The sequence below is a fragment of the Gilliamella sp. LMG 34361 genome (assembly GCF_984569075.1).
The window spans coordinates 716719-730186 of record NZ_OZ474903.1; the positions used below are offsets into that span (position 1 = coordinate 716719).

Genomic DNA, 13468 nt, shown 5'->3' on the forward strand with positions numbered 1-13468 from the left:
TTATTTATTAATCGTCTAACTCATCATCAGCAATGATTGAATTATTATTTGCCACAATATTTTTTTCATTATTTTTAGTTGTGTTAAATTTAGAATTTAATTGGACATAAATAATGGCAAAAATAACGCCTAAAATACCGAATGACAGTAAGCTAAAGTTTAGATAACCACCAAGAACAAAGCCTAAGTAGAAGAAAGGTGCAAGGTATTTAACCATCATCATGTTTAATACCATTGCATAACCTACGACAACAATAAATCCACCAGCAACGGTAAGTCCTCCAGTAACAATATCTGGCAACATGCTTAATAAGGTATTAACTGTATTTGCATCAACATAAATAGCGACTAGCGTTGCGGGTATTGCTACTCGTAACGCTTGTACAAACAGTGCACTGTAATGTAAAAGTTCTATTTTTTTGAATTGAACTTTCTCAGCAGCATTATCAGCTTCATGTTGGAAGACCACAGTGATAGTTCTAGCAAATACGGTTAAAACTTGTCCTGCAGCGGCAACGGGAAGGGCGATTGCGATTCCGGTTTGAATATCTTGTTTACCAACCACGACTAAAATTGTCGAGATGACACTAGCTAGTGCTGAATCAGGTGATTGGGCTGCGCCAATATTCATCCAACCTAATGCTATCAATTCAAGCGTACCACCTAGAATAATACCTGTTTTTATATCGCCCAATATTAAGCCTATTACCGTACAGGCGATTAGTGGGCGGTGAGTTTGAAATTCATCAAGTACACTTCCCATACCGGCTATACATGAAAAGATGAAAATTAATACAATTTGAAATAATGAAATCTCCATTTTTGCCTCCTTTTTATTCCTATTAATTAATAGGGAAATTCTTGTTCAAGTAGTTTGATAAAATCGACGTTAGGATCGGTAATTACAACTTTTAAACAAAGTTCAACTCCCATTTGGTGCATTTTTCTAAATGCTGATACGTCGTTTTCATCTACTGAAACGGCTTTAGTAATCTGCTTTTTTCCAGTTTTAAAGGACATACCACCAATATTGATACTTTTAATTGGCACACCTTGTTCTATTAGTCGCATCACATCGGTTGGATTAGTAAACAGATAAAATACGGTATCGTTTTCATATTTTGGGTTTTTATAAACCGCTGCTGCTTTTTCAATACTCACAACGGAAACTTTAATTCCAGGAGGGGCAGCTTGTTTAACTAAAGTTGAACGGATTTCGTCGTTAGCAACATCATCGCTAACCACAATTATTCTTTCCGCTTTTGCTTCTTTGGTCCAAACTGTCGTGACTTGACCATGGATTAAACGGTCATCAATACGAACTAGATTTATAATCATTTAAAACTCCTCTTCTTTAGCGATGTCTTTAGATATTTTTTTGAAAGATTTGATGAAATCTGATTTGATGTCGTTAAGTTGTTCAAAAGTTTCTTCAAAGCTAATTGAAGAGTAATCAAGATGTAATAACGCTAAGCAAAGGGGTAAAGATAAGCCACTAATGACTTCAATATTTCCTAATTGCATTGCTAACATTGCCGCTGCGTTATAAGGGCTGCCGGAAAAAATATCAGTGATAATAATGAATGGTTGCTCAGTTGATTGATTTATAATATTTAGATATTTGTCTTTTAAAGTCTCGATACCATCACCTAATTGAAAAGTGATAGCGTATACGTTTGGGTATTCGCCAGCTATCATTTCAATGCTATTTTTCATTTCTACGGCAATGTTTCCATGACCAGCTAATATAAAGTTCATATAACACCTCTTTCACAAATTCTCATGTTGCTTCACAAATGTTTAAATGAATTTATATGCGCAAATGATCAAAGTAAATCACTAATGTGGAAAAATGTGACGCAGATTTGATTTTCTTGCAAAATAAAAGAAAATATTTTTTTCTTAACGAAAAAAGGAGTATTTTGTAAGGCTAAAAAAAATTAAGGTGTGATGGTCATTTTTTCTTAATTAAAATTGGAATTTTGTAGAATCTGTAGAGTAAATGACTTTTTAAGGTAGAATCCTCTTGGACGAGTTAAAATAATCTCGCCATTTTCACCAATCGCTTCAGTTAACGCTCTTCCATTGGCTGCTTTAGGTCGGATTTGTAAATAAGTACCATAGCGTGCTGTAATCTTTTCAACTTGACCAAGCGCAATCATATCCATCAATTCTTGCCAATCTTGCTTAAGCTGTTGCTCTTGTTCAAAAGTTGGTGTCCACAGTATGGGGTGTCCAACCTTTCTTTCAGCTAAAGGAATACTTCTTTCACCTTCGATTGGGATCCAAAGCACTTTGCTGAGTTTGTATTTGACATGACTGGTTTCCCAAATTACACCATGATTTGCCATTAAGGGAATAACACTGACGAAGGTAGTTTCTAAAGGTTGGCCTTGTTTATTGATTGGAATGGTTTTTAATTCGATACCTAAATTGGCAAAATCACGCTCGGCTTTGCTCCCAGCATTCGCACCTAGATAAGTTTCAATAAGATTACCAACCCATCCCTTTTGTTTATTAAGGTTATCTGGAATAGGGATATTTACGTATTGAGCTATCTCAGCGAAGCTGTAACCTGCAGCTAGTTTGGCGCGATTCAATAACTCTTGTTCATTACTAGGATAGAAATTAGGCATCTGTTTGAAATAAATTAATAATATCCACAATCAATTATATTGGTTGTGGATACTAAAATAAATCATTATTAACTTAGCTTTTCAACCCAGCTAGCATAATTGTCAATAATTAGTGAAAGAAAAGGCCTGGTTTTTTCATTAATATTGCCATTTTCATCAAATGCGGTATTAATACTACCAACATACGCTTCTGGTTGTTGTAAAGTAGGCATATCGAGGAAAACGAGCGATTGTCTTAGCTGGTGATTGGCGCCAAAACCGCCAATAGCGCCTTGCGATACCGAAACAACAGCAGCTGGTTTTTTTGACCAAACACTTTTACCATAAGGGCGTGAACCTACATCAAGTGCATTTTTAATGACGGCAGGTAATCCTCGATTGTATTCTGGCGTAACAAAAATGACACCTTCACAACTTGCAATTGCTTGACGAAAACGATTATAGGATTGTGGTGGTGTATCAACATCAATATCTTCGTTATAAAAAGGTAAATCGCCTATTTCAATAATATTGAGTGAAAGTGAGGCTGGAGCAATTTGTTGAAACACTTTGGCTACTTTTAGATTGTAGGAATCTTTACGTAAACTACCAACAAGTACGGCAATTTTTTTACTCATTTGTAATTATCCTTAATCAAAAGAATCAAAAGAGAAAGAGACACAAGAATGTGTCTCTTAGTTGCAATAAATTATTATTAATAATTTAATTTTTTAGTGACCTGAAGAGTCCAGTTTACGGCTTGTTTCAAATAAGAACCAAGCACGTTTTTCTGTTTGATCTATCCATTCTTCAATTAAACTTGCTGTTGCTGAGTCATTATATTTATCACAAATATCATGAGCTACACGCATACGAGTGGTAAGTTTAATATTATCTTGGCAGAGTTCAGCAATCATATCTGATGGTTCAACAAAATCAGCATCGTTATCAGAGATACTCTGTAATTTTGAAATATGACCAATTGAACGTAGAGTTGTACCACCTAATTTACGTACCCGTTCGGCAATTGGATCGGTCATTGCAAATAATTCTTCACCATGATCATCTAACATTAAATGGTAGTCACGGAAATGAGGGCCACTTACATGCCAATGAAAGTTTTTCGTTTTCATATAGAGAGCAAATACATCTGCTAATACAGAATTCATTGCGCCAGAAATATCTTTCGATGCTTTTTGACCTAAATCAGTCGGAAATAAAATTGCAGATTGTTGTAATTTTTTGGCAGAACTTACATTTTTTAGACTTTTTGGCGTTGTTGCAGATTTCGAAGTAGTAGTGCTTTTTTTAGTAGTACTTTTAGCCATGTAATATTCTCCTATAGGTGAATTAATTGATTACTTAACTAACATCAAATTACGCCAACTCTTTATCAAAGTCCAATCAAAATGAGCTATTTTTAACTATTACTGCTATATCAACTATCTATGAATGGTTAATTACTCTATTTTTTCTATTTATTTAAAAATATCTTTCAAAATAAAAGAAAATGTTTCAAATTGTGATCTAGTTAAAGTTTTTTTAATTTCACAATTGTTATTATTTTTTTGCAATTTAACTCAATAGGAGAAAATATGATTGATACAATTTCATTTGGAGCCGAATGGTTTATCGGTTTATTCCAAGAAGGCGGTAAAGTGTTAGTCGGGATGGTCACCTCGATTTTACCTTTATTAATTTCATTATTAGTTGTTATGAATGCGGTGATTAAATTTATCGGGCAAGAGCGTATTGAACGTTTAGCACAAGCTTGCGCTGGTAATCCAGTTTCACGTTATTTACTACTTCCTTTAATTGGTACATTTGTGTTTTGTAATCCGATGACATTAAGTTTAGGTCGCTTTATGCCAGAATTTTACAAACCGAGCTATTATGCAGCATCTTCCTATAGCTGCCACTCAATGAATGGGTTATTTCCACACGTAAATCCAGGAGAACTTTTTGTTTACCTAGGGGTTGCCGCTGGGTTAACCACCTTAAATTTACCATTAGGTCCATTAGCTGTTAGTTATTTCCTTGTCGGTTTGATTACTAACTTCTTTAGAGGTTGGATCACTGACTTTTGTACAGCCATTTTCGAAAGAAAAATGGGAATTAAATTAGATAGAAAAGTTCACTTATAACAATTCATCTATCACGATAAAAGGAAAATAAAAATGGCTAACTATATTCGTATTGAAAAAGGTGAAGCAGGTTGGGGTGGTCCATTAGAACTACCAATTGTTGCAGGTAAAAAAATTGTTTATATTGCAGCAGGAACTAGACCGGCAATAGTGGATACCTTAGTTGAATTAACAGGTTGGGAAGCGATTGATGGTTTTAAAGAAGGCGAACCACCTAAAGAAGAAATTGGCGTCGCGGTGATTGACTGTGGTGGTACACTTCGTTGTGGTATTTATCCAAAAAATCGAATCCCAACTATTAATATCCATGCAACAGGTAAATCAGGACCACTTGCTCAATATATTGTCGAAGACATTTATGTTTCAGCAGTTAAGCCAAACAATATCACCGTGATTGAAAAAGATGGTGATGTGGTTAACGAAGTTGCAGCGCAACCATCTCAACAAAATGCTAAAGCATCAGAATTTAAAAATTATGACAGTAATAAAAAAATCACTGAACAAAGTGATGGCTTATTAGCCAAAATTGGTATCGGTATGGGTTCTGGTGTGGCGGTTTTCTTCCAAGCTGGCCGTGATACCATTGATACAGTTCTTAAAACAATTTTACCTTTCATGGCCTTTGTGTCTGCCTTGATCGGAATCATCATCGCATCAGGATTAGGTGACTTTATTGCTCATGGATTAGTTCCTTTAGCGGATAATCCACTTGGTCTAGTGATATTAGCACTAATCTGTTCTTTCCCATTACTGTCACCGTTCTTAGGACCAGGTGCTGTAATTGCACAAGTTATTGGTACATTAGTTGGTGTTCAAATTGGGTTAGGTAATATTCCTCCTCATTTAGCATTACCAGCACTGTTTGCCATAAATGCTCAAGCGGCATGTGACTTTATTCCTGTTGGGTTATCACTTGCGGAAGCGAAACAAGATACTGTTCGTGTAGGTGTTCCTTCAGTTTTAGTTAGTCGATTTTTAACTGGCGCTCCAACCGTATTAATCGCTTGGGCAGTGTCATTATTTATATACCAATAAATCATATTTAAGTATTTAGGGATGAATATCATCCCTCATTAGTAAATTGGCGAGACATGAGCTTTCGCCTTAATTAAAAAATTAGAGAAGGTTAACGATGTCGAATGTTATCTATCAATCAACAATTAATCAAATTGGTGAGTTTGCCTCAGATGCTTTAGCTGATGGCATGCTAATACTATTTAAAAACGGTGCACCCTCAGACTTAGCGGATTACTGTTTTGTACATAGTCATGATGATTTAAAACAAGATCTACAAGTAGGTCAAGTATTTCAAATTGGCAAAAATACTTATCAAATTACATCCGTTGGCGATGTCGCTAACACTAATTTTCGTGAGTTGGGGCATATCACATTAAGGTTTGATGGCAGTAGTCAAGCAGAATTACCGGGAACCATCCATGTAAAAGGTGACATTCCAAAAGAACTTTTTGTGGGTGACGAAATTAAAATTTTAACTAATTAAGGAACAAAGAATGAAAAAAGTTGCAGTTGTTGTAGGTGGCGGTCAAACTTTAGGTGAATTTTTATGTAAAGGTATTGCTGATGCTGGTTATAATGTTGCCGTTGCCGATTTAAATATTGATAATGCAAACAAAGTAGCCGATGCTATTAATCAGAAACATGGAGCCGGTACGGCAAAAGGGTTTGGTGTTGATGCAACTAATGAAGAGAGTGTGATTAAACTTGCGCAGGATGTTGATAATACATTCAATCGTACTGATTTAATGGTTTATAGTGCAGGTGTTGCTAAAGCTGCTCCTATAACCAATTTTGCCTTAAGTGATTTTCAATTATCTGTAAATGTCAATCTTACTGGTTACTTTTTATGTGCCCGTGAGTTTGCTAAATTAATGCTTAAACATAAAACAGCTGGCCGAATTATTCAAATAAATTCAAAATCAGGTAAAGTTGGTAGTAAACATAATTCTGGTTATAGTGCAGCTAAATTTGGTGGTGTTGGTTTAACCCAATCACTTGCTCTAGATCTTGCTGATTATGGTATTACGGTAAATTCATTAATGTTGGGTAATTTATTGAAGTCACCAATGTTCCAATCATTAATTCCTCAATATGCTAAAAAATTAGGTATTCCAGAAAACGAAGTTGAGCAAGTTTATATTGATAAAGTGCCACTAAAACGTGGTTGTGATTACCAAGATGTGCTTAATGTATTACTGTTTTATGCAAGTGATAAAGCCTCTTATTGTACTGGGCAATCAATCAATATTACTGGTGGACAAGTCATGTTCTAATTAAAATAAAATGCGGAAGTGTTAATTAACACTTCCGCATTTTATTTAACCTAAATTATTAATGGAGATAACCATGAATATGACGACAACTTTAATTATTTTTGCGCTTATGGCATGGTGTGTCCAAATCGTTTTTAGCTGGTTGCAAATCCGACGATTTAATCAAGCCTTTTTAGCGATGAAAAAAGGACGATATTTAGGTGTTGGCCGTAGCCAAACCAAATGGTTTAAGCCAAGAGTTTTGATTGCTATTTCTTTGGATGGAAACCAGAATGTAATTGATTCAGTAAGAATGAAAGGTATTACAGTATTTGCATTACCTAAACCTATACCTCAATTACAAGGGCTTAATGCAAAAGAAATTATACCTGAAACAATATACCCGAACGATCCTGCTTCGCAAAGTGCATTATCGGTTGCATTAACTGCGAGCAAATAAGTAATTAACTTTGATTTCGAAAAGTATTTCCTATACTATCTTGCAAAGTAAATGATCTTATTTGCTATGAAAATGATGGAATCTTGGCATGAAAGTTAAACAAAGGCAAACTGCAATTTTAGAATACCTACAAAATCATGGACAGGTAAGTGTAGACGAACTAGTCGCACATTTTCAAACTACAGGTACGACAATAAGGAAAGATCTGACGCAACTTAATGAGAGTGGCTTAGTCCTGCGGACTTATGGTGGGGCAATGTTAAATCGCGAAATCGGTGACCGAGCGATCGATCATAAAACCTACATTAATACCGCCGCGAAAAAAGCGATTGCTCAGGAAGCCGCTAAATTGATCCATGAAGGCGATTCAATTATTTTCGATGCAGGCAGTACTGTTGCCCAGATGATTCCTATGTTAGCTCAATTTAATAATTTAACTATTATGACCAACAGTTTACATATGGTTAATGAATTGGTGGCAAATGATAATGATCAAACTATTATTTTAACCGGCGGTACATTTCGTCGTAAATCAGCTTCCTTCCATAGTAACAATGCATCAGCAATCGCTGCTTTTGAATCTTATACTTTTGATAAGTTATTTATGGGGGCTGATGGTGTCGATGTTGTTGGTGGGGTAACTACATTTAATGAAAGTTATCATGGTAGTGTGGCAATGAGTAAAGCTGCTGCCAAATTAATTTTACTGGTTGATTCAACCAAATTTGGACGACGCAGCCCGAATGTGGTTTGTGATATACAATCAGTTGATACCATTATCACAGACAATAATTTAGATGATAAATACTCTGATGCATTAATTAAAAAAGGTATTAAAGTAATAAAAGTGAAACCGTTAGATAAGTAAGATACTTTTAAAATCTAGAAAAGTTGAGGAGCGGGGTTTTTGATGCCTAAAATTGGCTCATAAGCTTGATAATTAAACGTATATTCTGGTAATTTGATTGATATTAACAAACATTTTGAAACGCTTAAATAATTTCTGAACGTGTTATTCTACGTTCGGACGCCAATATAACCGCCCGAACGACTTAGATTGATTAAAACAATAATCTTGCTCGAATTGTACCCGCTACATTTTTTAATTTAACTAATAGCTCTTCCGCCTTATTTTGTTCTACTCTGTCAATATCAATAACCACATAACCAATTTTTGAATCAGTTTGTAAATACTGAGCTGAAATATTTAGGCCTTGTTCAGCAAATAGTGTATTTATTGCGGTCAATACACCTGGTTGATTATGGTGAATATTAATAAAGCGACTAGATCCTTTTGCTGGAATGGGTAATGATGCTTCTGGGAAGTTAACTGCCGAAAGAGTTGCCCCCGTATCTGAATATTTGGCTAATTTGGTTGCAACTTCAATGCCGATATTTTCTTGGGCTTCGCTGGTTGAACCACCGATATGTGGAGTTATAATCACATTATCGAATTTACACAGTGGTGATTCAAAAGGATCACTATTCGTTGCCGGTTCGCTAGGAAAAACGTCAATGGCTGCGCCACTAAGTTTGTTGCTTTCTAGTGCTTGAGTTAAGGCCTCAATATCTATCACACTACCTCGAGAGGCATTAATCAATATCGAACCTGATTTCATCATATCGATTTCTGTTTTGCCAATCATTTTAATTGTCGTCGAATTTTCAGGAACATGCATGCTGACAATATCACTCATGGCAAGCAACTCTTTCATGGTCGAAATTTGTTTGGCATTGCCTAATGGTAATTTAGTTTCGATATCATAAAAATAGACATTCATGCCTAATGATTCAGCCAATACGCTTAATTGACTACCAATATGACCATAACCAATGATACCTAAATTTTTGCCGCGTGCTTCATGAGAGCCAGTAGCTAATTTATTCCATTTACCTTGGTGAGCCTTAGCATTAGCTTCTGGTACACGGCGAAGTAATAAGATTGCTTCAGCTAATACTAGCTCAGCAACAGAACGGGTATTAGAAAATGGTGCGTTAAATACAGGAATTCCTTTAACTGTCGCCGCTTCAAGTTCAACCTGATTGGTTCCAATACAAAAACAGCCTATTCCTGCAAGTTTTGGGGCGGCATCGATGATATCTTTGGTTAGATGCGTTCTTGATCGAATGCCAATAAATCTTGCATCTTTTATTGCCGCTTCAAGTTCGGATTTGGATAGTGCACCTTTATGATATTCAATGTTGTTAAAGCCTGCTGATTTAAGTGTTTCAATCGCACTAGGGTGGACACCTTCAAGTAATAGAAACTTGTTTTCATCTTTGGTTAATGCTTGAACAACCATTTTTTCCTCTCTATTTTTAATCTTTAAAACAATTTATGATGCAAATTTAAAAACGCAATCTATTTTACTTCTTTCACACCAGAACTCGTGCCAATTAAAGCAATATCCGCTCCTTTATTCGCGAATAATCCTACAGTGACCACACCAGCGATGCTATTAATCCGATCTTCTAATTCCATAGGCTTAGCAATGACAAGGTCATGAACATCTAAAATGACATTACCATTGTCGGTAATTACGCCTTGCCGATAGATAGGTTTGCCACCAAGTTTAAATAATTCTCGAGCAACATAGGAACGCGCCATCGGAATCACTTCTACTGGCAGTGGAAATTTACCAAGCACATCTACTACTTTCGATTCATCAACAATACAGATAAACTGTTTTGCTAGAGCTGATACAATTTTTTCACGAGTTAAGGCGGCGCCACCACCTTTAATCATCTGCATATTATGATTAATTTCGTCAGCTCCATCGACATAGATATCCAAACAATCAATATCATTACAATCTAATACTGGAATGCCATAGCTTTTCAATTTTTGAGTTGACACTTCTGAACTTGAAACAGTTCCTTTTATCTGATCTTTTATTGTCGCTAAAGCATCAATAAAGTGTGCTGCGGTAGAGCCTGTGCCTACGCCTACTAATGAATCAGGTTTAACAAATTTCAGCGCTGACCAGCCCACTGCCTTTTTTAATTCATCTTGTGTCATGTTATCACCGTGTGTAAATATAATTTTGATCAAAAAAATTAAAATTTTAAAAGCAAAATAGTTTAAGATATGGCATAGTAACCAATTGGAAAGCAAAAATCATTAGTATTTTAAGAAAATCTATAAAGTTTTAGATCGATTTCAAATTTTTTGCAAAATTAAAATAGCTTGATTGACCAAGCGAAGATCAAATCATTAGTAAAGAGATTATGAAGCGTCCAGATTATAGAGCATTACAAGCGTTAGATGCAGTGATAAAAGAGCGAGGATTTGAACGAGCAGCCGATAAATTGTGTATTACACAACCAGCGGTTTCGCAACGTATTAAGCAATTGGAAAGCTTTTTTGGTCAGCAACTATTAGTAAGAACGATACCCCCAAAAGCCACCAAACAAGGTGAGCATCTTTTAGGATTATTGCATCAAGTTGAATTATTAGAACAACAATGGTTAGGTGATAATGAACAAAATACTACACCACTGTCATTATCAATCGCTATTAATGCCGACTCTTTAGCTACTTGGTTTTTACCTGCTTTAAAACCAGTGTTAGATAAAAATATTTTACGTTTTGATATCCAAGTTAAAGATGAAGAGCATACTTTGGAACTTCTACGCTTAGGTACAGTTGTTGCGGCAATTAGTATTCAACCGAATCCTTTACCGGGCTGTTTATCTGATTTATTAGGCGCATTGGACTATATTTTTGTTGCTTCCCCCGAGTTTGCTAAGAAATACTTTCCTAATGGCGTAACCCGTTCATCGCTGTTAAAAGCTCCTGCGGTGGCTTTTGACCATTTGGATGATATGCATCAAGCCTTTTTGCAAGAGAATTTCAACCTTACTCCAGGCAGTGTTATTTGCCATATTACTAGTTCATCTGAAGCTTTTGTCCAATTAGCTAAACAAGGTTCTGCTTGCTGTATGATTCCGATGCTACAAGTTGAGCAGGAATTAAAAAATGGCGAATTAGTTAATTTAACGGAAGGTTTATTCCAAAGACGCATGCTGTATTGGCATCGTTTTGCTCCAGAAAGTAGTGTAATGCAAAATATCTCTGAAACATTGATTCGTTATGCTCAACGCATATTGTCGCAACCTCAAGATCGGAAATGATTGTCCCTTTAGCTATTTTTAGCTAATTATAGAACTGTCCTATGTACTTTACCTCATAATTTATAGAGTTAGAAAAATGAGCCAATTGAAAAACGATCGTTATTTACGTGCATTGCAATGTTTACCTGTTGATTACACCCCAGTTTGGATGATGCGTCAAGCGGGTCGATACTTACCGGAATATCGACAACTTAGAGCTAAAGCGGGTGATTTTATGACAATGTGCCAAACGCCAGAATTTGCCTGTGAGGCGACCTTACAACCAATACGACGATTTGACCTTGACGCTGCTATTATTTTTTCAGATATTTTAACCATTCCCGATGCAATGGGGCTTGGTTTATATTTTGAAACAGGCGAGGGTCCGAAATTTAAAAAAACAATTTCTTGTTTAAACGATATAGTGCAATTGCCAATACCTGATCCAGAGCAATCGCTTACATACGTAATGGATGCTATTCGCATAACTAAGCAAGAGTTAAATGGAAAAGTGCCATTAATTGGTTTTTCTGGAAGTCCCTGGACACTAGCAACTTATATGGTTGAAGGTGGAAGCAGTAAAACATTTACTAAAATAAAAAAGCTACTTTATTGCGAACCAAAAGCACTACATTTGCTATTAGAAAAATTAGCTAACAGTGTGGCTCAGTATTTAAATGCTCAAATAGAAGCGGGCGCGCAATCAATTATGATATTTGATACTTGGGGCGGGGTTCTCAGTCATCAAAGTTATCGTACGTTTTCTTTGCATTATATGCAATTAATTATATCGCAATTAAAACGAGGCAAGAAAAGCCAGAATATTACCTCTTATGTCCCTGTGACATTATTTACAAAAGGGGGCGGTTTATGGCTTGATGTTATTTACAAATCAGGGAGTGATGCAATCGGTGTAGATTGGACAGTAGATTTGAATCAATTAAACCAAAAAGGTAAGATTGCTATACAAGGTAATTTAGATCCAGCAATATTATATGCCAGTCAAGAAACTATTGCGTCTAACGTAGAGTTAGTTTTGGCGGAATTTGGTCATCATAATGGTCATATTTTTAATTTAGGTCACGGTATTCATCAAGATATTCCGATTGAGCATGTACAATATTTAGTTGATGCAGTACACAAACAGTCAAAAAGGTTTCATTCATGATTAAAAATCCAGTTCAATTAAGGCTAGCAAAGTTGCCAGTCTGGAAGCAGCGCTTATTTATGGTTTGTTTATGTGAACGAATGTATCCTAACTTTATTTATTATTGCAATTTGCAACAAGACGAACAGTCGGCAGTTGGATATAAAAAAATTCTGGATCTTATATGGGAATCATTATTAGTTGAAAATGTAAAAATCAATTTTGATTTACAACTTGAAAAACTAGAATCACTCATTCCATTCATCAATGATGATAGCCCATATATGGTTTATCCCGCTATTGATGCTTGTCAGGCACTTAGTGAAATTCTTCATTCTTACATAAGTGGCGAAATAGAGGAACATTCCGCCAAAGTTAGTAGCATTTCGGCAACTACCGTGGCTGAATTTGAAATGACTAAAGAAAATATTGAACTTTCGGGAGCCGAACAGTTATTTTTGCCTTGTGTAATTGAAGAATTTGATTTACAGTGGGAAATATTTCGATTGTTAAGTGATGATGATAATGAAATGTACGACTTGATTCGCGGCCTTAAAATCGACATACGAACTGCTCGGATTAGTAATATAGGTGTTTTTTTGAGCAATTAAATCAGTTGAAGTGTGGTTTTTTTAATTTTCATTAAATTTTTCTTTAACATTGGGTAAATATAGACTACATTTAACAGCTACGTAATCTAAGTCACGTTTACAGAGGCA

The 13468-nt window shown here is 35.6% G+C and carries 17 protein-coding genes; 9 read left to right on the plus strand and 8 right to left on the minus strand.

Going from position 1 to position 13468, the window contains the following annotated elements; all coding sequences use genetic code 11:
• Positions 1 to 7 precede the first annotated feature (7 nt).
• The 6 genes from AC5LXI_RS03450 to AC5LXI_RS03475 all read right to left on the minus strand — a co-directional run bounded on the left by AC5LXI_RS03450 (position 8) and on the right by AC5LXI_RS03475 (position 3943).
• Positions 8 to 820 carry a PTS mannose/fructose/sorbose transporter subunit IIC gene (locus AC5LXI_RS03450; protein ID WP_086359233.1) on the minus strand — a complete coding sequence of 271 codons (813 nt, stop codon included), beginning with the start codon at positions 818 to 820 and terminating at the stop codon, positions 8 to 10.
• A gap of 26 nt (positions 821 to 846) precedes the next feature.
• Positions 847 to 1338: a mannose/fructose/sorbose PTS transporter subunit IIB gene (locus AC5LXI_RS03455; protein WP_493443535.1), complete on the minus strand. Its 492-nt coding sequence runs from the start codon at positions 1336 to 1338 to the stop codon at positions 847 to 849.
• Positions 1339 to 1758, minus strand: coding sequence for a PTS sugar transporter subunit IIA (locus tag AC5LXI_RS03460; protein WP_493443536.1), 420 nt, complete (start codon positions 1756 to 1758; stop codon positions 1339 to 1341).
• 206 nt (positions 1759 to 1964) lie between these two features.
• The gene (gene mutH / locus AC5LXI_RS03465; RefSeq protein WP_493443537.1) at positions 1965 to 2636 is read right to left on the minus strand and encodes a DNA mismatch repair endonuclease MutH; all 672 of its coding nucleotides are present in this window, start codon (positions 2634 to 2636) and stop codon (positions 1965 to 1967) included.
• 68 nt (positions 2637 to 2704) lie between these two features.
• Positions 2705 to 3253 carry an NADPH-dependent FMN reductase gene (locus AC5LXI_RS03470; RefSeq protein WP_493443538.1) on the minus strand — a complete coding sequence of 183 codons (549 nt, stop codon included), beginning with the start codon at positions 3251 to 3253 and terminating at the stop codon, positions 2705 to 2707.
• 93 nt (positions 3254 to 3346) lie between these two features.
• The gene (locus AC5LXI_RS03475) at positions 3347 to 3943 is read right to left on the minus strand and encodes a Dps family protein (RefSeq protein WP_493443539.1); all 597 of its coding nucleotides are present in this window, start codon (positions 3941 to 3943) and stop codon (positions 3347 to 3349) included.
• Between the two features lie 267 nt (positions 3944 to 4210).
• On the opposite strand from AC5LXI_RS03475, the gene srlA reads away from it, so the two are divergent.
• The 6 genes from srlA (at position 4211) to srlR (ending at position 8357) form a co-directional block, all read left to right on the plus strand.
• Positions 4211 to 4759, plus strand: a complete 549-nt coding sequence (gene srlA / locus AC5LXI_RS03480) for a PTS glucitol/sorbitol transporter subunit IIC (RefSeq protein WP_493443540.1) — start codon at positions 4211 to 4213, stop codon at positions 4757 to 4759.
• Between the two features lie 33 nt (positions 4760 to 4792).
• On the plus strand, positions 4793 to 5794 hold the full coding sequence (srlE, locus tag AC5LXI_RS03485; protein WP_493443541.1) for a PTS glucitol/sorbitol transporter subunit IIB: 1002 nt from the start codon (positions 4793 to 4795) through the stop codon (positions 5792 to 5794).
• Between the two features lie 97 nt (positions 5795 to 5891).
• Positions 5892 to 6260 carry a PTS glucitol/sorbitol transporter subunit IIA gene (gene srlB, locus AC5LXI_RS03490; protein ID WP_493443542.1) on the plus strand — a complete coding sequence of 123 codons (369 nt, stop codon included), beginning with the start codon at positions 5892 to 5894 and terminating at the stop codon, positions 6258 to 6260.
• Between the two features lie 10 nt (positions 6261 to 6270).
• Positions 6271 to 7050, plus strand: coding sequence for a sorbitol-6-phosphate dehydrogenase (gene srlD, locus AC5LXI_RS03495; RefSeq protein WP_493443543.1), 780 nt, complete (start codon positions 6271 to 6273; stop codon positions 7048 to 7050).
• Between the two features lie 73 nt (positions 7051 to 7123).
• Positions 7124 to 7489, plus strand: coding sequence for a transcriptional regulator GutM (locus AC5LXI_RS03500; protein WP_493443544.1), 366 nt, complete (start codon positions 7124 to 7126; stop codon positions 7487 to 7489).
• 88 nt (positions 7490 to 7577) lie between these two features.
• Positions 7578 to 8357, plus strand: coding sequence for a glucitol operon DNA-binding transcriptional repressor SrlR (gene srlR / locus AC5LXI_RS03505; RefSeq protein ID WP_493443545.1), 780 nt, complete (start codon positions 7578 to 7580; stop codon positions 8355 to 8357).
• A gap of 193 nt (positions 8358 to 8550) precedes the next feature.
• Here srlR and serA read toward each other — a convergent pair whose 3' ends face one another.
• Both serA and rpiA read right to left on the minus strand, forming a co-directional pair.
• Complete coding sequence (gene serA / locus AC5LXI_RS03510; protein ID WP_493443546.1) at positions 8551 to 9792, minus strand: phosphoglycerate dehydrogenase; 1242 nt, start codon at positions 9790 to 9792, stop codon at positions 8551 to 8553.
• 59 nt (positions 9793 to 9851) lie between these two features.
• Entirely contained in the window at positions 9852 to 10508 is a 657-nt protein-coding gene (gene rpiA / locus AC5LXI_RS03515; protein ID WP_493443547.1) for a ribose-5-phosphate isomerase RpiA, read from the minus strand.
• Positions 10509 to 10717: 209 nt separating this feature from the next.
• Here rpiA and AC5LXI_RS03520 point away from each other — a divergent pair, with 209 nt between their 5' ends.
• The 3 genes from AC5LXI_RS03520 (at position 10718) to AC5LXI_RS03530 (ending at position 13360) form a co-directional block, all read left to right on the plus strand.
• Entirely contained in the window at positions 10718 to 11623 is a 906-nt protein-coding gene (locus tag AC5LXI_RS03520; protein ID WP_493443548.1) for a LysR family transcriptional regulator ArgP, read from the plus strand.
• A gap of 76 nt (positions 11624 to 11699) precedes the next feature.
• Positions 11700 to 12770, plus strand: a complete 1071-nt coding sequence (gene hemE / locus AC5LXI_RS03525) for a uroporphyrinogen decarboxylase (RefSeq protein ID WP_493443549.1) — start codon at positions 11700 to 11702, stop codon at positions 12768 to 12770.
• Complete coding sequence (locus AC5LXI_RS03530; protein WP_493443550.1) at positions 12767 to 13360, plus strand: YjaG family protein; 594 nt, start codon at positions 12767 to 12769, stop codon at positions 13358 to 13360. Before hemE ends, AC5LXI_RS03530 begins: the two co-directional genes overlap by 4 nt.
• Positions 13361 to 13468: the final 108 nt, after the last annotated feature.